Source organism: Streptomyces sp. NPDC059371 (genome assembly GCF_042751995.1).
Classification (GTDB): domain Bacteria; phylum Actinomycetota; class Actinomycetes; order Streptomycetales; family Streptomycetaceae; genus Streptomyces.
In genome coordinates, this window is record NZ_JBHYXD010000039.1 from 1 (window position 1) to 20,666 (window position 20,666).

The following is a 20,666-nucleotide window of genomic DNA, read 5'->3' on the forward strand; positions in this document are numbered from 1 at the left end:
GCCCCCCCGGCCCGCGGGGGGCCCGCCCCTCTCCTTGGGTCCTGCGGACGCTCTCAGCCGTTGGCCGCGGCCGGGGACCCGGACGCCGACTTGCAGCTCTCCTGCTGCGCCATCGCCTTGCCCACGTCGCCCTCCTCCAGCTTCTTCAGGGCGTCGTTCCCGCTCTGGCTCAGTTTGCCGAGCTGGGTCGCGATGCCCTTGAGGCCCTCGGCGAACTTGGCCTGGTCCTTGGTGTCGAGCTTGGCGACCTGCGTCTTCAGAGCGGTGTACGACGCGGAGATGCCGTTGAGCTCCTTGACGGCGTTGGTCTGCTTAGTCTTGCCGTCCTCGACGTCCGGGGGTCCCGCGTTGTCGACGGCGGTGCCGATCGCCTTGTAGGCGTCGGACATGTCCTGGAAGGCCTGTGCGTCGGTCTTCTGGACGGCCTCCGGCGTGCTGTTGTCCGAGGTCTGCTTCTGGATCGCGGCGTTCGCTTCCTCGATCTTCTGCGCCTGCGGCTTCACCGCGTCACAGACCTGCTTGGCCCAGGAGTTCAGCTTGTCGTTGCCACTGTCCCCGCTGCTGCCGCATCCCGACAGCGCGAGCACCAGTACCGCACCGCCGGACAGTGCGACCGCGAGCTTCTTGTTCACCGGTTTGGTCCCTTCCATGGCTCTCGGCCCCGGAACATACACGCCATGTGGGCGACACCCACATGGCGAATGCCCGCTATGGGAGCTTTTGAAGCCATTTGCACCAAGCGAGAGAAGGCTCACGACAGCAACGTGAACACACACAGGGCGGGCGCACGGCACGTCAACACGCGCCGTGCGCCTGCCCGTTGGTCCGCACCCCGATCCGGCACGGAATTCCGGGCCGGATCGGACGCGGAACCGGTGCGCTACGAAACCACCGCAGGATCGGCCGACTTGGCGACCCCTTCGTCGTTGTCCTCCTCGTCACCCATGGCGATCCCGCGCCGCTTGGAGACGTACACCGCGCCCACGATCACGAGGAGCGCGAGAATGGCGATGAACACCCGTGCGCCGACGTTCTTGTCGTCGCCGAACGAGAACTTGACGATCGCCGGAGCGATCAGCAGCGACACCAGGTTCATGACCTTCAGCAGCGGGTTGATCGCGGGGCCCGCCGTGTCCTTGAACGGGTCACCGACGGTGTCACCGATCACCGTCGCCTCGTGGGCCTCACTGCCCTTACCGCCGTGGTGGCCGTCCTCGACGAGCTTCTTCGCGTTGTCCCACGCACCACCGGAGTTGGCGAGGAAGACCGCCATCAGCGTGCCGGTGCCGATCGCGCCCGCGAGGAACGAACCGAGCGCGCCGACCCCGAGCGTGAACCCGATCGCGATCGGCGTGAGGACCGCGAGCAGGCCTGGTGTGGCGAGTTCGCGCAGCGCGTCCTTGGTGCAGATGTCGACGACTTTTCCGTACTCGGGCTTCTCGGAGTAGTCCATGATCCCCGGATGCTCGCGGAACTGCCGCCGCACCTCGTAGACCACCGCCCCGGCGGACCGCGCCACCGCATTGATCGCCAGCCCCGAGAAGAGGAAGACGACCGCGGCGCCCGCGATGAGACCCACCAGGTTGTTGGGCTGCGAGATGTCCATCATCAGGTTCATCGGCGCGCCCGCTCCCGAGACCTTCTCGCCCACGTCGCTCGCGGCCGTGGTGATCGCGTCACGGTACGAGCCGAAGAGGGCCGAGGCCGCGAGGACGGCGGTGGCGATGGCGATGCCCTTGGTGATGGCCTTGGTGGTGTTGCCGACGGCGTCCAGGTCGGTGAGCACCTGCGCGCCCGCGCCCTCGACGTCGCCCGACATCTCGGCGATGCCCTGCGCGTTGTCGGAGACGGGACCGAAGGTGTCCATCGCGACGATGACACCGACCGTGGTGAGCAGGCCCGTTCCGGCTAGCGCCACGGCGAACAGCGCCAGCATGATCGACGTACCGCCCAGCAGGAACGCCCCGTACACGCCGAGGCCGATCAACAGGGCGGTGTAGACGGCCGATTCGAGACCGATGGAGATGCCGGCGAGGACGACGGTGGCCGCGCCGGTGAGTGAACTCTTGCCGATGTCCCGGACGGGACGACGGCTGGTCTCGGTGAAGTAGCCGGTCAACTGCTGGATGAGCGCGGCCAGCACGATGCCGATCGCGACGGCGACGACCGCGAAGATCCGCGGATCACCGCCCTTGGCCTTGATCGCCGCGTCCGTGACCCCGTCCAGTTCGGCGTAGGTCCCCGGAAGGTAGATGTAGACGGCGAGGGCTACCAGGACGAGCGAGATCACCGCGGAGATGAAGAACCCGCGGTTGATCGCGGACATACCGCTGCGGTCGGACCGCCGGGGCGCCACCGCGAAGATGCCGATCATCGCGGTGAGTACGCCGATCGCGGGCACGATCAGCGGGAACGCGAGCCCGGAGTCGCCGAACGCCACCTTGCCGAGGATCAGCGCGGCGACGAGCGTGACGGCGTACGACTCGAAGAGGTCGGCGGCCATACCGGCGCAGTCGCCCACGTTGTCGCCCACGTTGTCGGCGATCGTCGCGGCATTGCGCGGGTCGTCCTCCGGGATGCCCTGCTCGACCTTGCCGACCAGGTCGGCCCCGACGTCGGCGGCCTTGGTGAAGATGCCGCCGCCGACACGCATGAACATGGCGATCAGTGCCGCGCCGAGACCGAAGCCTTCAAGGACCTTCGGCGCGTCGGCCGCGTACACGAGCACCACACAGGAGGCGCCCAGCAGACCGAGCCCCACCGTGAACATGCCGACTACGCCGCCGGTGCGGAAAGCGATCTTCATGGCTTTGTGCGAGACGGCGGTGAGATCCTTTTCGGGCTCACCCTCCGCCGGGGTCGCTTCCCGTGCGGCCGCGGCCACGCGGACATTGCTCCGTACGGCGAGCCACATACCGATATAGCCGGTGGTCGCCGAGAACGCCGCGCCGATCAAGAAGAAGATCGACCGTCCGGCGCGCTGATTCCAGTCGTCCGCGGGAAGCAGCATGAGCAGGAAGAACACCACGACGGCGAATACGCCGAGCGTGCGCATCTGACGTCCCAGGTAGGCATTCGCGCCTTCCTGGATCGCCGTCGCGATCTCCTTCATGCTGTCGGTGCCCTCGCCGGCCGCGAGGACCTGGCGCACCAGGATCCCGGCGACGACGAGCGCTGCCACGGCGACGACCGCGACGACCGTCACGATGAGACGGTTGCCGTCCGTCAGAACCGCAGCTGCGAAGGTTGTGGGGTGGTCAAACTGATGAGGGGTAGAAAGCCCCGCCATTCGTCCTCCTTGACGCTTGGGCTGAGCTCAAGATGTGGACGGATTCTAGATACCGGAACCTGATCAAAACAGTGCGCGGTAAGCGGAATTAATCTTCACTTGCCCTTCAGCAAATGATCGACAGGCGTCCACGGACCCAAATGCAGTAATGCCCCAGAAGCGTTGACGCTTGATCCAATTATCACGCGACTGATCGTGAATCAATTCACGAAACGCCGTGCGCGGCCACCGGAGTACACGATCACCGGAGTGCGCGATCACCATCGCGATCACCATATGGACGGGAGTACGTTCCCGGACATGCCGAAGGGCCCCACCGAGTAGGGCCCTTCAGGACAAACTAAGAGGGACGGCTGTCAGGAAAGAGCCACGGCCGGCGGCGTGGTCGGCCAGCTCATCCTGATCAGTCCGCCGTGCTCTCCGGCGATGACTTCCACGTCGTCGACGAGGCCGCTGATGACCGCGAGGCCCATCTCGTCCTCCTCGATCTCCGCGTCCGAGGCGGCGCCGGACGCCGCCCCGCCGGGCACCGAACCCGGCGCCTCGTCACCGACCTCGATGGAGAACTGCTTCTCCTCCTCGATCAGCGACACGTGCACCGGTGCCGCGATACCACCACTCTGGTGCAGCCCGACGGCACGAGTACAGGCCTCACCGACAGCGAGCCTGACCTCGTCGAGGACGGCCTCGTCCACTCCGGCCCTGCGCGCCACCGCTGCCGCCACCAGTCGGGCGGTCCTGACGTGCTCGGGCAGCGCGCTGAAGCGGAGTTCAACGGTGGCCATGCATCCCCCTCTGAACTACGGGCGTGCTGTCTGGGGGCCGGGCCGCGGGGCCCGGTCCCCGATGTGCGATCCCGGGCCCACGACCCGGGAGACCGGCCGTCAGTCGGTCGCGTTGACCGCCTCGTCCACCGAGGTGTGGATCGGGAACACCTTGGTGAGGCCGGTAATACGGAAGATCTTCAGAATGCGCTCCTGGTTGCAGACCAGACGCAGCGAGCCCTCATGGGCCCGGACGCGCTTCAGGCCGCCCACCAGCACGCCGAGACCGGTGGAGTCGAGGAAGTCCACGCCCTCCATGTCGACGACGAGGTGGAAGCTACCGTCGTTCACCAGCTCGACCAGCTGCTCTCGCAGCTTGGGCGCGGTATATACATCGATTTCGCCGCCGACCTCGACGACCGTACGGTCGCCATTAGGGCCGGACACATTGCGAGTCGACAGAGACAGGTCCACGGATCCTCCAGCACCTTGCTATCGAGCGGTCGCCCCATGGGACACCTCGGCAGAGCCCCCGGGACGGTTCGCCAGCCGCGATGGCATTCAATCACTTACCGGCAGGCGTGCACGACGCCTTGGGCCCATTGTCCGTCACGCCAGTGACACACTCGATGCCGATGGCCAAGAATCACCGATCCGATCGATCCTCGGCGGACACCGCTTCCCGCCCCTCGCCGAGCACCGTCCTGGACCGGCTCGCCTCGGGGCCGAGCCGGGCTTCGCGCATCACTCATACGGAGCACTTGCCCCCGCGAGCGGGTCGCCATGCCGTCTGGCCCGACCGGATCCGTTCGGAGGTCATCGCCGCGGTGCAGGCGGCGGGCATCGAACACCCCTGGGCCCACCAGGCGCGCGTCGCCGAGCACGCCCTGGACGGCGAGTCGGTGATCGTCGCCACCGGCACCGCCTCCGGCAAGTCCCTCGCCTACCTCGCCCCCGTCCTGACGGCCCTCCTGGAGGGCTCCGAGGCCCCGAACGGCCGGGGTGCCACCGCCCTCTACCTGGCTCCCACCAAGGCCCTGGCGGCCGATCAGCGCCGCTCGGTGAAGGAACTTTCACAACCGCTGGGCAATGCCGTTCGCCCAGCCGTGTACGACGGCGACACACCCTTCGAGGAACGCGAATGGGTACGCCAGTACGCGAACTACGTCCTCACCAACCCCGACATGCTGCACCGCGGGATATTGCCCTCCCACCCCCGCTGGTCCTCCTTCCTGCGCGCCCTGCGCTACGTCGTCATCGACGAGTGCCACACCTACCGCGGCGTCTTCGGCTCCCACGTCGCCCAGATCCTGCGCCGCCTGCGCCGCCTCTGCGCCCGCTACGGCGCCTCTCCCGTCTTCCTGCTGGCCTCCGCGACCGCCGCCGAACCCTCGGTCGCGGCGCGCCGCCTGACCGGCCTCCCCGTCGTCGAGGTCGCCGACGACGCCTCCCCGCGAGGGGAACTCGTGTTCGCCCTGTGGGAGCCCCCGCTCACCGATCTGCACGGCGAGAAAGGTGCACCCGTCCGGCGTACCGCCACCGCCGAGACGGCCGACCTGCTGACCGACCTCACCGTCCAGGGCATGCGCTCGATCTCCTTCGTACGGTCCCGGCGTGGCGCCGAACTGATCGCGTTGATCGCTCAGGAACGCCTCGCCGAGATCGACCGCTCGCTGGCCCGGCGCGTCGCCGCCTACCGCGGCGGCTACCTCCCCGAGGAACGCCGCGCCCTGGAGAGCGCGCTGCACTCCGGAGAACTCCTCGGCCTCGCCGCCACCACCGCCCTCGAACTCGGCGTCGACATCTCCGGCCTCGACGCCGTCGTCATCTCCGGCTACCCGGGCACCCGCGCCTCCCTCTGGCAGCAGGCCGGCCGCGCGGGCCGCTCCGGGGAAGGCGCGCTGGCGATCCTGGTCGCCCGCGACGACCCGCTGGACACCTTCCTCGTCCATCACCCCGAGGCCCTGTTCGACCAACCGGTGGAATCCACCGTCCTCGACCCGGACAATCCGTACGTCCTGGCCCCCCACCTGTGCGCCGCCGCCTCCGAGATCCCACTCACGGACGAGGACTTGGACCTCTTCGGCCCCGCCGCCGCCGGACTGCTGCCGCAGCTGGAGGCCGCGAAGCTGCTGCGTCGGCGGGCCACGGCCTGGCACTGGACGCGCCGGGAGCGGGCCGTCGACCTGACCGACATCCGCGGGGGCGGCGGCAGCCCGGTGCAGGTCGTCGAGGCCGGCACCGGCCGCCTGCTCGGCACGGTCGACGAGGGCGCCGCGCACACGGCGGTCCACGAGGGCGCGGTCCATCTGCACCAGGGCCGTACGTACCTGGTGCGCAAGCTGGACCTGGAGGACTCCGTCGCCCTGGTCGAGGAGGCCAGCCCGCCGTATTCGACGGTCGCGCGCGACACGACCACCATCGCCGTCCTCGAGACCGACGTCGAAGTCCCCTGGGGCGACGGCCGGTTGTGCTACGGCTCCGTGGAAGTCACCAATCAGGTCGTCTCCTTCCTGCGCCGACGTGTCATGACCGGCGAAGTGCTCGGCGAGACCAAGCTCGACCTCCCTCCCCGTACGCTCCGCACCCGTGCCGTCTGGTGGACGGTCACCGAGGACCAGCTCGACGCGGCCCGGATCAACCCGGAGATCCTCGGCGGCACCCTGCACGCCGCCGAGCACGCCTCGATCGGCATGCTGCCGCTGTTCGCCACCTGCGACCGCTGGGACATCGGCGGCGTCTCCGTACCGCTCCACCCGGACACGCTCCTGCCCACCGTCTTCGTGTACGACGGTCACCCGGGCGGCGCCGGATTCGCCGAGCGGGCCTTCCACACCGCCCGCTCCTGGCTCACGGCCACCCGTCAGGCCATCGCCTCGTGCGAGTGCGACGCTGGCTGCCCCTCCTGCATCCAGTCGCCCAAATGCGGGAACGGCAACGAACCCCTCCACAAGCGAGGCGCCGTGCGCCTGCTCACGGAACTCCTGCGGACGGCACCGGAGCCGGGCCCGGAGGCGCCGGTCGGTGAGGAGTCGGGTCGCGAGTAGTCCGGCGGGGGCAGTCGGATCGGGATTGGTCCGGGCAGGTCGCCAAGGCCGAACGGGCTGGACGGGCTGGACGGGCTGGACGGGCTGGACGGGCTGGACGGGCTGGACGGAACAGATAGGCCGGATAGGCCGGATAGGTGAAGGCCGACGGCCCGTCGGACGAAAGTTGGGCCCGGATAGGCCGAACGGGTGATTCGCGGGTGCATGACCCCGCGGGCCCCGCCCTCGATCTGACCTCGGCGGTGATCGGTCCGGTTCCGGACGACGCCGTCACGTCCGAGATCTGGCCCTCGACCTCGCACCGCACGAGCCGCGCGCTCTGGGCTCGGGCCACCCGTTCCGCGCGCGCGCAGGCCGCCGTGCCACCGTCGCTCCAACGGTCCGCCGCGGCGAGGGCCGCCAAGTCCGCGGCCCCCGCGGCCCGATGCCGCACCACGACGGCCTGCCCCATCGACAGCACCACCCCGAAGACGGCACAGAGCACAGCGACCGCGCCCACCGTCCACACCGTCGCGGACCCTCTGTCGGAGAACGCGCTCCCCCGGTCGGAGGAGTCACGCCCACGGTCGGCGAACACACGCCACCGGTCGGAGGAGGCACGCCGCCCCGCACAGCGGCCCCTCCCGGCGGGCGACCACGCCCATCGCCGGCTCAGCCCGGCACTCCGGCTCCTCATCTCCGCTCCACCCCCGCGGCCGTGTCCCCCACCGTCTCCTCCGCCAGCGCCACCGCCTCGTCCTTCAGTTCAAGGGACAGAGCGGCGGGACCGGGTGTCCGCGCGCCGACGGTGACCCGGACCAGGTCCCCTTCCCGGACCACCGTGACCTTCGCACCGGACGGGGCCGCGCGACGGGCCGTCTCCAGGACGGCTTCCTCCGGGTCCTGGCGCGCCGCCGACCGAGCGCCCGCCCTCGCCGCGTCCACGCACTGGATCTGCGCGGACGCGGCGAGCAGGGCCCAGACGAGCGCCATGCCGACGAGCACCAGAGAGGGCAGGACCACGGCGGCCTCGGCGGTGACGAATCCACCGTCCCGGCACGAGGCCGGACCCGCCCTCAACTTGGCTTGCCCCATGCGGCGTTCACATCTGGACATTGAGCGCCCGGCCCACGATGCCCTGCAGTTCCTCGCCGACCTGCCCGCTCGTCACCACCTTGTAGAGCGCGGCCGCGAAGGCCACCGCCGCGATGACACCCACCGCGTACTCGGACGTGACCATCCCCGCGTCCCTCCGCGCCGCGACGGACGCGACCACCCAGGCCCGCATCCACGCACGCCCTCGCCCCTGGTTCTGGTTCCGCTCCTGCTCCTGCTCCTGCTCCTGCTCTCGTCCCCGCCCTCGCGCCGGTCCGAGTACTCGCGCCATCCCGCTCATTTCAACCTCCGTGGTATTCAGTCCTGTTAGGTCACTTCGACCGCCGGCCGTTCATCGCTGCCGTTCATCGCTGCCGTTCATCGCTGCCGTTCATCGCTCGCACCCCGCCGTCTGTCACCCACCACCCCCTCGCAGCAATCCGCCGGCCAGCCCGATCACCACGGGCAGCACGCCGATCGCGAGGAAGGCGGGCAGGAAACACAACCCCACCGGGGCCGTGACCATGACGGCCGCTCGGCGGGCCCTAGCCGTCGCCGTGCGCGCCCACTCGGCGCGGGCCTCCGCCGCGAGCCGTCCCACAGGTACAGCCGCCGGGACGCCCGACTCGCCCGCCCGCTCCAAGAGTCGCGCCAGCCCCTGAGCCCCCGGCAACGACGCCAACCGCCGCCACGCGTCGACCGGTTCGCCGCCGAGCCGCACCTCCGCCGCGCCCCGGGCCAGCCGCTCGCCCACGGGTCCGCCCAGCGCCTCGCCGACGGCCTGGGCGGCCGCCACGGGACTCGCCCCCGCCGCGATACAGGCGGCCACCAAGTCGGCTGCGAGCGGCAGTTGGCGGGTGGCCGACGCCACGTCGTACTCCTCCGGAGGTGCCGGATTCCGCCGCCGGAGCCACCACCGGACTCCGAACCCTGCCGCCAGTCCGACCACAACTCCGACGATCCCGCCGATCAGAACCCAGCCGGCACACACGACACCCAGCAGTGGCAGCCATCGCCGGCTTAAGCCCCGTACCTCGTGGCGCCGGGACGATGGCGCGGGTTCCGGGAGAAGCAGCGCGGCCAGGCGTCCGCGCACTCTCCTCGCCCGCCGCACCGCCCCGAGCCAACGGGCCGGCGAGCCGATCAGGAGCGCTCCACACACAAGTACCCCCAGCCTGTGGACAACTTCCGCGTTCATGCCGCCTCCGCTCCTCGTACGATCCGCAGCGCCCACCACAGCCCCACGCTCTCCAGCACCCCGCCGACCAGCAGGCAGCCCAGCCCGGGACCGGTGTGCAGCAGCACGTGCAGGGGGTCCGCGCCGAGCGCGGTGCCGAGCAGGAGGCCGAGGACGGGCAGGCCCGCGAGCATGGAGGCGGTCGACCGCGACCCGGCCAACTGGGCACGTATGTCGGCTCGTTGATCCCGCTCGGCTCTCAGCGCGGCCTCCAGTCGGTCCAGTCCCGCCGCCAGCCCCGCGCCCCGGTCCACGGCCACACGCCAGCATGCGGCGAGCCCCACCAGTCCGTCGGCGCCGGGCTGCCGTGCCGCCTCGGTGAGCGCGCCCGGCACGTCTCCACCGAATCTCGCCGCGGCCAGCACCAACGGCTGCGCCTCAGCGAGTCCGTCCGAATCACGTGCGGCCGCGAGCAGTGCCTCGCCGGGCTGGCGTCCGGCCCGCACCTCACCGGCGAGCGCGCCGCACAGGGCGATCACCGCGTCGCCCCGTCGCTCACGCTCGCGCCGGGCCTCCGCCGCTCGCCGCACCCGGCGCAGCAGGGGCATGCCGGCGGCTCCGAGGGGCAGGGGCACAAGTGACGTGCCCAGTACAGCGATCACCGCTCCCGCCACCAGCGACCATGCTTCGGGCCGCAGCCGCCCGCGCAGCCGTGACCAGTCGACACGGGCCCGTTCCCACAAGGGCGGCCCGGTCGCCGCCCCGCCGCCGGCGAGCAGCGCCCTCGCTCTGCGCGCGCCCGAGCCGTGCCCGCCGATCAGCCAGGCCCCGATCCCGGCGCACGCCACGGCCGCTCCTGCGGGCGCGTCCGCCATCTCACCGAACCTCATCCCGCTCCCCGTTCGCGTCCCGATGTCCGGCCACCGTGAAGACCCCGGCGCCTACCACCTCCGAAGGACTCCTCGTACTCCTCCGGTCCAGAGGCACTTCCCCCCTCCCGAGCCCGAACGGCTCACGACACCCCTGGCCCGACGCCGGCCGCTCGCGACACCCCTGGCCCGAGCCGATCGCCTCCCGACCCCCCTGGTTTCGACCGCCCTGGTTTCGATGTCCCTGGCTTCCCTCCCGTAGGAGCTCCCGCAGCCGCTCCCACCCCCGCTCGTACGCGAAGGCGTCCTCGCCCCACCGCAGCGCGGGCACCGTCACCACCAGCCCCGACGGGGCTCGTTCCAGCACATGAACCTCGGCGATCCGGCGCTGTCCGGTCCGGTCGCGTACGAGATGAAGGACCACGGACAGCGCCGCCGCCAGTTGACTGTGCAGCGCAGCCCTGTCGAGGCCGGCCGCGGTGCCCAGGGCCTCCAGCCGGGCCGGGACCTGCGCCGCAGCGTTGGCGTGAAGCGTTCCCGAGCCGCCCTCATGTCCTGTGTTCAGCGCCGCCAGCAGCGAGACGACCTCCGGACCTCGCACCTCGCCGACCACCAGTCGGTCCGGTCTCATCCGCAGGGCCTGCCGGACAAGATCCTGGAGCGAGACGAGGCCGACGCCCTCCTGATTGGCGGGCCTCCCTTCCAGGCGCACCACATGCGGATGGTCGGGCCGCAGCTCGGCCGAGTCCTCGGCGAGCACGATCCGCTCTCCCGGACCCACCAGCCCCAGCAACGCGCTCAGCAAGGTCGTCTTGCCTGAGCCCGTGCCTCCGCTGACGAGGAAGGAGAGCCGGGCGTCCAGCAGTGCTGTGAGCACCTTGTCCCCTCCGGGTGGCACCGTTCCCGCCGCCACCAGCTCGTCGAGCGTGAACGCGCGCGGCCGCACGACACGCAGGGACAGGCACGTGGAGCCGACGGCCACCGGTGGCAGCACCGCGTGCAGACGGGTTCCGTCCGGCAGCCTGGCGTCCACCCAGGGGCGGGCGTCGTCGAGCCGTCTGCCGGCCACCGCCGCGAGGCGCTGAGCGAGACGTCGTACCGCTGCCGCGTCCGGGAAGGACACGGTGGTCAGCTCCAGGCCGCCGCCGCGGTCCACCCAGACCCGGTCGGGCGCCGACACGAGCACGTCGGTCACCGACGGATCGGCGAGCAGCGGCTCCAGCGGACCGCTGCCGACCAGCTCGGAGCGCAGCCGCTCGGCCGCGCCGAGGACTTCGGCGTCCCCGAGCACCCGCCCCTGCTCGCGCAGCGCCTGGGCCACGCGCGCGGGAGTCGGTTCGGATCCGCTCTCGGCCAGCCATTGCCGCACACCGTCCAGCAGCCCCGCACCACCGTCAGGGCCGGCCCCGTCCCCGTCCCACGCCTCCGTCCGCGCGGGTGGGATGCCTGGTGGGCCGCCCCGCGTCTCCTTTCTCGCGTCCCAGCTCATACGCCCCCTCCTTCGACCGGAACGCGCTCCCAGAAGGCCGCGCAGAACCGTGCCAGGGGCCCCTTCGCCGAGCTTCCCGGTGGCGGCCCGGCGTCGAGCGGGAAGGACTCCGCCGGCAGTTCGCCCACCAGGGGCAGGTCGAGCAGACGGGCGACCTCACGGTCGTCGAGGCCCGGCGCGCAGGGGCCCCGGACCACGATCCGCAGATCGCGCAGAACCATGCCGACCGCTGACGCCACCCGCCCGGCCGCCGCGACCGAGCGCAGGTCGGCGGGGACCACCAGCAGCCCCATGTCGAGTTGGGCGAGGATCTCGGCGACGCCCTCGTCGATGCGGCGGGGCAGGTCGACGACCACCACGCCACCGCGCCGTCTGGCGGCGGCCAGCACCGCGCGCACCGCTTGCGGGGGAACGGTGACCGTGTCGCTCCGGTCCCAGCTCAGGACCCGCAAGGCGTGCAGTCGGGGCAGGGACTCCTCCAGGGCGCCGCCGCCGACCCTGCCGCGGGATGCCGCGAACGCCGGCCAGCGCAGCCCCTCGGCCGTCTCCCCGCCGAGGAGTACGTCGAGTCCGCCTCCGAGAGGGTCCGCGTCCACGAGCAGGGTGCGCTTCCCCTCACGCGCGGAGGTGACGGCGAGCGCGCAGGCCAGCGTGGAGGCGCCGGCCCCGCCGCGGCCGCCGAGCACACCGACGGTGAGAGCGGGCCTGCCGACTCCTTCGGCCACATCCGCGATGCGGTCGACGAGCCATTGCTCTCCGTCCGGCAGCACCAGGACGTGATCGGCGCCGATCTCGACGGCACGCCGCCAGACTCCGGAATCGTCCTGGTCCCGGCCTACCAGGACCACTCCCCTTCTCCGCGCGGCGCCTCGTACGCGCGATGCCGCGTCGTCGCCGACGAGGACGAGAGGTGCCGCTTCCCAGCTCCCCCTGCGTTCCGGAATCCCGTGATGGACCTCGGGCCGCGCGCCCGCCGCGGCGCACAGGCGCAGCAGGTCGTCGAGGAGGTCGACGTCCTCGGTGACGATCAATGGTCCGCCCTGCCGCCCCTCGGCGGTGGGCGGCCGGTCATGGGTGATGGCTCCCGCCACGATCTCCAGCCCCCTTCGCTGCTTCTTGCGCGGGGCCCTCCAGGACCCCGTGATTCCCGCTCGTGTGAAGAGCCGGCAAGCGGCCTCCATATGAACGGCCGATACGAACCGGCCAAACGCGTCCGACAAACGGAACCGGTCATGAACCGGCCGCGAACGGGGCGCGTGAGAATCACGGTGGGGCGATCCGGGAAATCGTGTGGATCTTGGTCGAAAACTGTGGACAACTCGGCGGCTGTGAATATCGCCTTCACGCCTACCGGTGAACGCTCAACGACTTCCGCAGAGCATCCCAACAGCTACACACAGTGACGGATCATGGATGCACGCAGAGGGCGGAATCAACGGTGCCGAGGAGGCTCCGGGGCCGCGCAGAAGCGGAGAAAACCCATCCGGACATGCGACGACCCCCGCCGGGGGGGAGAGCGGGGGTCGTCCCCACGGCCGACTCGGGGGGGGAGGAGTCGGACCGGGTTAGCACGGTCGCGAACGATCCGTGACTTCCATGGTGTACCCGAGAGCCTTCTCAGGCAAACCCACGCGCCTCACCTTACGCCGAATGGTGGGCCCTATGCTCGACCTCGTGGAAAACCACTCCTTGCCTCGTACAGCGGCCTTCTTCGACCTGGACAAGACGGTCATTGCGAAGTCGAGCACGCTCACCTTCAGCAAGTCGTTCTACCAAGGCGGACTGATCAGCCGCAGGGCGGCCTTGCGTACCGCGTACATCCAGTTCGTGTTCCTGGCGGGCGGCGCCGACCACGACCAGATGGAACGGATGCGCAAGTACCTGTCCTCGATGTGCCGCGGCTGGAACGTCCAGCAGGTCAAGGAGATCGTCGCCGAGACACTGCACGACCTCATCGACCCGATCATCTACGACGAGGCCGCGTCGCTCATCGAGCAGCACCACAAGGCCGGTCGCGACGTCGTGATCGTGTCCACGTCCGGTGCCGAGGTCGTCGAGCCGATCGGTGAACTGCTCGGCGCCGACCGGGTCGTGGCGACCCGCATGGTCGTCGGCGAGGACGGCTGCTTCACCGGAGAGGTGGAGTACTACGCCTACGGACCGACGAAGGCCGAGGCGATCAAGGAGCTGGCCGCGTCCGAGGGGTACGACCTGCCCCGCTGTTACGCCTACAGCGACTCGGCGACCGATCTGCCGATGCTGGAGTCCGTCGGGCATCCGCACGCGGTGAATCCGGACCGCGCGCTGCGCCGGGAGGCCGTCGCCCGCTCGTGGCCGATCCTGGACTTCCATCGCCCGGTCCGGCTGAAGCAACGGCTGCCCGGCCTGTCCGTGCCCCCTCGCCCCGCCCTCGTCGCGGCGGCCGCGATAGGAGCCGCGGCGGCCACGGCAGGACTCGTCTGGTACGCCAGCCGGCGCCGCGCGACGGCGGTGTGAACCCTCACGCGCGCGTAGGGGCCCTAAAAGAAGTCCATTTCTCACCCTTTTGAACCTAAAAGTAAAAGAAGTGCGGTGAGGGGTTTCGCTTCCTCCGGACCTGGAGTACAAAGGGTTTAGCGGCCCGCGAGACCAAGGACATCCGAGAGGATCACCTTCAAACGCAACCCGGCCCCACGGACCGAGCATGAACATCGAGCACCCACGCGACGTCGACCCGTCGATTACGGGCCAGCCGCACCAGGTGACGGGCAGAAGATCCCGACCTGATGGGCAACACACAGAGGACGCTTGGTAACCCGGTGAACGTGCCAGCGGCGGTACGAGAACTCGTACCGCCGCAACCCTTTTCCAGGCGATCGCGCCCTTACGCGGCGCCTCGCTGCAGCGCCTCGCAGACCGCGGCGGACTCCCTGGCGCCCAGCTCGACGGCCCGGCCGCAGTGCGCGATCCAGGCGGCCATGCCGTCCGGGGTGCCGGAGACGTAACCGTCCAGTGCACCGAGATAGGCCGCACGGCCGAGTTCCGCGTGGCCGACCTCCGCCGGGCAGATGGACTTCGGGTCGAGACCGCTGCCGATCAGGACGATGCGCTCGGCAGCGCGGGCGACCAGTCCGTTGTGGGAGGTGAACGGGCGCAGGGCGATCAGTTCGCCGTGGACGACGGCCGCCGTGACCAGGGCCGGGGCGGAACCGCCCGCGATGATGAGCTGGGACAGTCCTTCGAGACGGCCCGCGACCTCGTCCGCGTCCGGCAACGGAAGCTCCACCAGGGGCTCTTCGGCCTTCTCCCCACTCTGCCTCGGCCGGCCGACCGCCTCACCGCGGTCCGCCGCCGCCACCAGGTGGAGCCGGGCCAGCACACGCAGGGGCGACTGCCGCCAGATGGACAGGAGCTGACCCGCCTCGGCGGTCAGCCGCAGGGCGGCGCCGACCGTACGGTCTTCCTCCCCCACACTGAAGTCCGTACGCCGGCGCACCTCTTCGAGGGCCCAGTCGGCCCCGGACAGCGCCGCGGAACCACGGGCCCCGCGCAGCGCCGCCTCGGACGTGATCTCGTTGCCGCGCCGCCGCATGATCCGGTGGCCGTAGACCCGGTCCACGGCCTTGCGCACGGACTCCACGGAATCGGCCACGCCGGGAAGTGAACCGAGGGCCGCGAGCGGATCGGCGGTCGCACCTGTCGTACTCATGAGTACGACAGTACGCACCCCGGGCCCGCGCCCCACGAAGGAGTGGTCTTCTTCACGCGGCGCGAGCACCTGGAGCGACGATCGCACTACTCTTGGTGAACATGAAAATTGCTTTCGTCGGGAAGGGCGGCAGCGGTAAGACCACCCTGTCGTCGCTCTTCATCCGCCACCTCGCCGCCTCGGGGGCACCTGTCGTCGCCGTGGACGCCGACATCAACCAGCACCTGGGAGCCGCGCTCGGGCTCGAAGAGACGGAGTCCGCGGAGCTCCCCGCCATGGGCGAACGGCTGCCGCTCATCAAGGACTATCTGCGCGGCTCCAACCCGCGCATCTCCTCCGCCGAGACGATGATCAAGACGACCCCGCCCGGGGAAGGCTCCCGGCTGCTGCGGGTCGGCGAGACCAATCCGGTGTACGACGCCTGCGCGCGACCGGTGGAACTCGACGGCGGCGTGGTCCGTTTGATGGTCACCGGCCCGTTCACCGAGGCCGATGTGGGAGTGGCTTGCTACCACTCCAAGACCGGTGCCGTGGAGCTCTGCCTGAACCATCTCGTCGACGGCCGGAGCGAGTACGTCGTCGTCGACATGACGGCGGGCTCCGATTCCTTCGCGTCCGGCTTGTTCACCCGCTTCGACATCACGTTCCTTGTCGCCGAGCCGACCCGGAAGGGAGTCTCCGTCTATCGCCAGTACAAGGAGTACGCCCGCGACTTCGGCATCGCCCTGAGGGTCGTCGGCAACAAGGTGCAGAACCAGGACGACATCGACTTCCTGCGAGCGGAGGTCGGCGACGACCTCCTGGTCACGGTCGGGCACTCGGAATGGGTGCGCGCCATGGAGAAGGGGCGTCCGCCCCGTTTCGAGACCCTGGAAGATGCCAACCGGCGCTCGCTGCACGCCTTGCGGGCCGCCGCCGACGCCACGTACGAGCTGCGCGACTGGGAGCGGTACACGCGCCAGATGGTGCAGTTCCACCTGAAGAACGCCGCCAGTTGGGGCAACGCCAAGACCGGGGCGGACCTCACCGGGCAGGTCGACCCCGGATTCGTGCTCGGCGAAAGCCCGCTGGCCACCGCGTGAGGAGCCGACGGCCGACAGCGCCGCCCCGGGCCCGGCAGCAGACGGTCCGAAGCGCCACCGCGGCCTGAGCAAGCAGGGCCCCGGGGCAACCATGACGACCTGAGCGAAGGGACGGCCCGGGGCACCGCTACGGCTTGAGCGCCGGTGCCCCGGGGACACCCTTCGGGGCCGGGGCGGGGCGGCCTGCGAGGAAGGAGGCCCAGCCCTGCTTCGGCGCCTGTCCGACCTGGAGGCCGCGGAGCTTGTCGAGGGTGGCCGGGTCCTGGGCGTCGAGCCAGTCGGCCAATTGACGGAAGGAGACACAGCGCACCTCGGCCTTGGTGCAGACGCGCTCGACGACCTCGTCGACGGCACGCATGTAGGTGCCGCCGTTCCAGGACTCGAAGTGGTTGCCGATGATCAGAGGCGCGCGATTGCCGTCGTAGGCACGGTCGAAGCCCTTCAGTAGCCCGTCGCGCATCTGATGGCCCCAGAACTCCTGCTTGGCCGGGTCGCCCTGGGTCCGCGTTCCCGACTGGTTGACCATGAAGTTGTAGTCCATGGTGAGCTGCTCGTAGGAGTGTCCGGGGAAGGGCACGAGCTGCATCGACAGGTCCCACAGCCCCTCCTTCCTCTTCGGCCAGACCTGGTCGCCGACGCCGCTGCTGTCGTAGCGGAAGCCCAGCTCGCGGGCCGCCTTCATGAAGTTCTCGCGGCCCTCCAGACAGGGGGTGCGGGCACCGACGAGTTCCTTGTCGTAGTCGAAGGGCAGCGAGGCCGCGTCCTTCAGGCCCGTGTTGCTCTTCCAGGACTTCACGAACGACTTCGCCTGGGCGATCTCGTTCTTCCAGTCCGCGACCGACCACTGGCCGACCCCGGCTTCCGTACCGCAGAAGTGGCCGTTGAAGTGCGTGCCGATCTCGTTGCCCTCCAGCCACGCGCCGCGCAACTGCTTCGCGGTGTCCGCGATGCCCTGCCCGTCGTTGAAGCCGATCTCCGAGCTGCCGGGAGAGTGCTGTGGCGGCCGGTACAGGTCACGCTTGTCCTCCGGCAGCATGTACACGCCGCTCAGGAAGTACGTCATCGTCGCCCGATTGGCCTTGGAGAGCTTCCGGAAGTGGGAGAAGAGCCTCTGGCCGTCCTCGCCGGCGCCGTCCCAGGAGAAGACCACGAACTGCGGTGGCTTCTGGCCCGGCCTCAGCCGCTCGGGCCGCGGAAGATGCGGCTGGGCCCCGGTGTACGACGTGGATCCGTCGCCGATCAGGCGGACCGCCGCCTTGGGCGCCGGAGCCCCCGTCGCCTTCTTCGCGCCCTGCGCACGTTCACGGGAAGGCGTGCCGCCGCTCGCGCAACCGGCGAGTGCCGTGGCACAGGCCGCGGCGATCGCCACGCCCGCGGCGATCCTCTGGGTGGCGGCCATGTTCCGCCCTCCTTCTCCTCCGTCGGGCAGCGCCGGTCGGGGCGCCGGCCGGCTGTGCACCGACAGGGCCGCCAAGGTTTCACGAGACCGAGAAGGAATAAGTACGACAAGCCGACTAAAAGAGCACTTCACCCCAGGGGGTGAATTCCTGCCCCAATTGCCCCTATTTTCGACACCATCCCTTTACTCTGCATTACGATCCATTTACCGAGCGTTGAAGAATCCCGCCGCTGCACGCCGTGACTCACGGCCGCGACCCGCCCCCCGCCATTTCGGACGGGGGATCACCTGTTCCGCGACCGCGCCGCCCCGGAGGAGACGGGAACCATGTCTGCCTGCGTCCCCACCCGCGCCGCCGACCCGACTCGGCCCGCGCAGATTCACCAGCCCCACAGCCCCCCGCCGACCCCGCCCCGACGCTTCCGTGTCGCGGGCGCCGATCTGTCCGCCTCGATCGCGGTCTTCCTGATCGCCCTCCCCCTGTCCCTCGGCATCGCCCTCGCCACCGGCGCGCCGCTCCAGGCCGGGCTGGTCGCCGCCGCCGCCGGCGGACTGGTCGCGGGCCGGCTCGGTGGCTCACCGCTCCAGGTGAGCGGACCCGCCGCGGGGCTGACCCTCGTCACGGCCGAGCTCATCCAGCGCTACGGCTGGCGCGCGACCTGCGCCATCACCGTGCTGGCGGGCATCACCCAGCTCGGTCTCGGCTGCCTGCGGGTGGCCCGTACGGCCCTGGCCGTCAGCCCGGCGATCGTGCACGGCATGCTCGCCGGCATCGGGGTGACCATCGCCGTGGCCCAACTCCACATCGTGCTGGGAGGCATTCCGCAGAGCTCCGTCCTCGACAATCTCGTCGGACTGCCGGGCCAAGTGGCCCGGATGCACTCAGCGGCGATGTCGATGAGCGTGCTGACCCTGGTGCTGCTGTTCGCCTGGCCACGGCTTCCCGGACGGACCGGACGGGTGCTGCGCAAGGTCCCCGCCGCGCTGATCGCCGTCGCCGGAGCGACCCTGACCGCCTCTGCCGCCGGACTGACGCTGCCGAGGGTCGAACTGCCGTCCTGGAGCAGCCACGCGCTGGCCGGCGTGCCCGAGGGGCCGGTGCTCGGCATCGTCGCCGCCGTCCTCACCGTGACCCTGGTGTGCAGCGTGCAGTCGCTGCTCGGGGCCGTCGCCGTGGACAAGCTGGTGAGCGGCCGTCCGGAACTCCAGGGCCGTGTCGGCCGTTCCCACCTCGACCGGGAACTGCTCGGGCAGGGCGCCGCCAATGTCGTCTCCGGCGCGCTCGGCGGACTGCCCGTAGCCGGTGTCGCCGTACGGAGTGCGGCGAATGTGCAAGCGGGTGCCGTCAGCCGGAACTCCACGATCCTGCACGGCGTTTTCGTAGTGATTGCCGCGCTGCTGATGGTCCCGATCCTGGAGCTGATCCCGCTCGCATCGCTCGCCGCCCTGGTGATGGCCGTCGGCATCCAGATGGTGTCCCTGCACCACATCCGAACGGTCACCCGCCACCGCGAGGTCCTGGTGTACGCCGTCACCACGCTCGGCGTCGTGTTCCTCGGAGTTCTCGAGGGTGTGGCCCTGGGGGTCTCCGTGGCCGTCGGTGTCGCCCTGCACCGGCTCGGCCGCACCCGCATCACACACGAAGAGAGGGAAGGAGTCCATCACGTACATGTACGAGGTCAGTTGACGTTCCTCGCCGTGCCCCGGCTCAGCCGCACCCTGCACCTCGTGCCCCGAGGGGCGGACGTGGTCGTACGCCTGGACGGCTCGTTCATGGACCACGCGGCGTACGAGTCGCTGCAGGACTGGCAGAGCACCCACGTCGCCCAGGGCGGCACGGTCGACCTCGGCGGGCGGACCGGAACGCGGATCGCCGAACCCGCGGACTCCGGACACTGCCGCTGCCGGCCCTGGACACCGTGGCGGAACCACCAGTGCGACGCCGCGGCCGAACCGGGGTCCCCGCACTCGGAGGCCCCTTCGGACGGACAGGGTGACGAGACGGACGAGGCCAGACCGAGCGGACATCAACTGGCGCGCGGAATCAGCGCGTTCCAGCGCAACACCGCACCCCTGGTGCGTGATGAGCTGGCCCGGCTGGCCCGGGAAGGGCAACGGCCGTCCCAGCTGTTCCTGACCTGCGCCGACTCCCGGCTCGTCACCTCGATGATCACCTCCAGCGGTCCGGGCGACCTCTTCGTCGTACGCAATGTCGGCAACCTCGTGCCGCCGCCCGGGAAGGAGAGCGGGGACGACTCGGTCGCCGCGGCCATCGAGTACGCGGTGGACGTACTGAAGGTGCGGTCCATCACGGTGTGCGGGCACTCCGGCTGCGGGGCCATGCAGGCGTTGCTGGCGTCGGAGCCAGGAGGGGCGCTCACGCCGCTCAAGCGGTGGCTGCGGCACGGGCGGCCGAGCCTGGACCGGATGGCCGACGACGGGCCGAGTGCGCGGATCGCCGGAAGGGCACCCGCCGACGCGGTGGAGCAGCTCTGTCTGACCAACGTGGTGCAGCAACTTGAGCACCTGCGGGCGCACGAGTCCGTGGCGCGGGCCCTTCGGGCGGGCGTCCTCGAACTGCAGGGTATGTACTTCCACGTCGGGGAGGCCCAGGCGTATCTGCTGGCCGGGGCCGACGGGGTCGAACTGTTCGATCACGTAGGCGCGTTCGATCGGGCGGGCGCGGCGGAGGAGCTGAGGCATCCGGCGTGATCGGGCGGTGGGGGGGGGCCGCGCGGCGTCCGCGCGAGCCCACCCACCGCGACACAACACACACCCCACCACCCCC

17 protein-coding genes and 1 pseudogene are annotated in these 20,666 nt (G+C 70.4%); 4 read left to right on the plus strand and 14 right to left on the minus strand.

The features are described from left to right. Positions 1–53: 53 nt before the first annotated feature. From ACFXGX_RS22160 to bldG, 5 genes are all read right to left on the minus strand, one after another. Positions 54–650, minus strand: a complete 597-nt coding sequence (locus ACFXGX_RS22160; protein ID WP_384793888.1) for a small secreted protein — start codon at positions 648–650, stop codon at positions 54–56. Positions 651–880: 230 nt separating this feature from the next. Beyond that, positions 881–3,289 (minus strand): sodium-translocating pyrophosphatase, encoded by a 2,409-nt coding sequence (locus tag ACFXGX_RS22165; RefSeq protein WP_384793890.1) that lies wholly within the window; start codon positions 3,287–3,289, stop codon positions 881–883. A gap of 63 nt (positions 3,290–3,352) precedes the next feature. Beyond that, a complete protein-coding gene (locus ACFXGX_RS22170) occupies positions 3,353–3,553 on the minus strand; it encodes a hypothetical protein (protein WP_384793893.1) in 201 nt (66 codons plus the stop codon). 92 nt (positions 3,554–3,645) lie between these two features. Further along, entirely contained in the window at positions 3,646–4,074 is a 429-nt protein-coding gene (locus tag ACFXGX_RS22175; RefSeq protein ID WP_384793896.1) for an ATP-binding protein, read from the minus strand. Between the two features lie 99 nt (positions 4,075–4,173). Then, the gene (bldG, locus tag ACFXGX_RS22180) at positions 4,174–4,527 is read right to left on the minus strand and encodes an anti-sigma factor antagonist BldG (protein ID WP_037625427.1); all 354 of its coding nucleotides are present in this window, start codon (positions 4,525–4,527) and stop codon (positions 4,174–4,176) included. A gap of 80 nt (positions 4,528–4,607) precedes the next feature. Between bldG and ACFXGX_RS22185 the strand changes: the two genes are divergently transcribed. Further along, positions 4,608–7,100 (plus strand): DEAD/DEAH box helicase, encoded by a 2,493-nt coding sequence (locus tag ACFXGX_RS22185; RefSeq protein ID WP_384793900.1) that lies wholly within the window; start codon positions 4,608–4,610, stop codon positions 7,098–7,100. Positions 7,101–7,308: 208 nt separating this feature from the next. Here the strand turns inward: ACFXGX_RS22185 and ACFXGX_RS22190 are convergent. From ACFXGX_RS22190 to ssd, 7 genes and pseudogenes are all read right to left on the minus strand, one after another. After that, a pseudogene (locus ACFXGX_RS22190) lies at positions 7,309–7,677 on the minus strand (Rv3654c family TadE-like protein); the annotation flags it as partial. A 95-nt stretch (positions 7,678–7,772) separates the two neighbouring features. Next, on the minus strand, positions 7,773–8,174 hold the full coding sequence (locus tag ACFXGX_RS22195) for a TadE family type IV pilus minor pilin (RefSeq protein WP_384793903.1): 402 nt from the start codon (positions 8,172–8,174) through the stop codon (positions 7,773–7,775). Positions 8,175–8,181: 7 nt separating this feature from the next. Continuing rightward, a complete protein-coding gene (locus tag ACFXGX_RS22200) occupies positions 8,182–8,367 on the minus strand; it encodes a DUF4244 domain-containing protein (protein ID WP_384794042.1) in 186 nt (61 codons plus the stop codon). Positions 8,368–8,589: 222 nt separating this feature from the next. Next, a complete protein-coding gene (locus tag ACFXGX_RS22205) occupies positions 8,590–9,372 on the minus strand; it encodes a type II secretion system F family protein (protein ID WP_384793906.1) in 783 nt (260 codons plus the stop codon). Then, positions 9,369–10,241 carry a type II secretion system F family protein gene (locus ACFXGX_RS22210; RefSeq protein WP_384793909.1) on the minus strand — a complete coding sequence of 291 codons (873 nt, stop codon included), beginning with the start codon at positions 10,239–10,241 and terminating at the stop codon, positions 9,369–9,371. Before ACFXGX_RS22210 ends, ACFXGX_RS22205 begins: the two co-directional genes overlap by 4 nt. Then, positions 10,228–11,709 carry a TadA family conjugal transfer-associated ATPase gene (locus tag ACFXGX_RS22215; RefSeq protein ID WP_384793912.1) on the minus strand — a complete coding sequence of 494 codons (1,482 nt, stop codon included), beginning with the start codon at positions 11,707–11,709 and terminating at the stop codon, positions 10,228–10,230. The genes ACFXGX_RS22210 and ACFXGX_RS22215 overlap by 14 nt, the downstream gene beginning before the upstream one ends. Beyond that, entirely contained in the window at positions 11,706–12,800 is a 1,095-nt protein-coding gene (gene ssd, locus ACFXGX_RS22220; RefSeq protein WP_384793915.1) for a septum site-determining protein Ssd, read from the minus strand. The genes ACFXGX_RS22215 and ssd overlap by 4 nt, the downstream gene beginning before the upstream one ends. 571 nt (positions 12,801–13,371) lie before the next feature. On the opposite strand from ssd, the gene ACFXGX_RS22225 reads away from it, so the two are divergent. Then, positions 13,372–14,205: an HAD family hydrolase gene (locus tag ACFXGX_RS22225; RefSeq protein ID WP_384793918.1), complete on the plus strand. Its 834-nt coding sequence runs from the start codon at positions 13,372–13,374 to the stop codon at positions 14,203–14,205. A gap of 367 nt (positions 14,206–14,572) precedes the next feature. Here the strand turns inward: ACFXGX_RS22225 and ACFXGX_RS22230 are convergent, their stop codons facing one another. Next, the gene (locus ACFXGX_RS22230) at positions 14,573–15,397 is read right to left on the minus strand and encodes an oxidoreductase (RefSeq protein WP_384793921.1); all 825 of its coding nucleotides are present in this window, start codon (positions 15,395–15,397) and stop codon (positions 14,573–14,575) included. A 101-nt stretch (positions 15,398–15,498) separates the two neighbouring features. On the opposite strand from ACFXGX_RS22230, the gene ACFXGX_RS22235 reads away from it, so the two are divergent. Next, a complete protein-coding gene (locus tag ACFXGX_RS22235) occupies positions 15,499–16,479 on the plus strand; it encodes an ATP-binding protein (protein WP_384793924.1) in 981 nt (326 codons plus the stop codon). Positions 16,480–16,606: 127 nt separating this feature from the next. On the opposite strand, the gene ACFXGX_RS22240 is transcribed toward ACFXGX_RS22235, so the two are convergent. Beyond that, positions 16,607–17,878, minus strand: a complete 1,272-nt coding sequence (locus ACFXGX_RS22240) for a hypothetical protein (protein WP_384793927.1) — start codon at positions 17,876–17,878, stop codon at positions 16,607–16,609. A 327-nt stretch (positions 17,879–18,205) separates the two neighbouring features. Here ACFXGX_RS22240 and ACFXGX_RS22245 point away from each other — a divergent pair, with 327 nt between their 5' ends. Then, entirely contained in the window at positions 18,206–20,590 is a 2,385-nt protein-coding gene (locus ACFXGX_RS22245) for a bifunctional SulP family inorganic anion transporter/carbonic anhydrase (protein ID WP_384793930.1), read from the plus strand. The last annotated feature ends 76 nt before the right edge of the window (positions 20,591–20,666 follow it).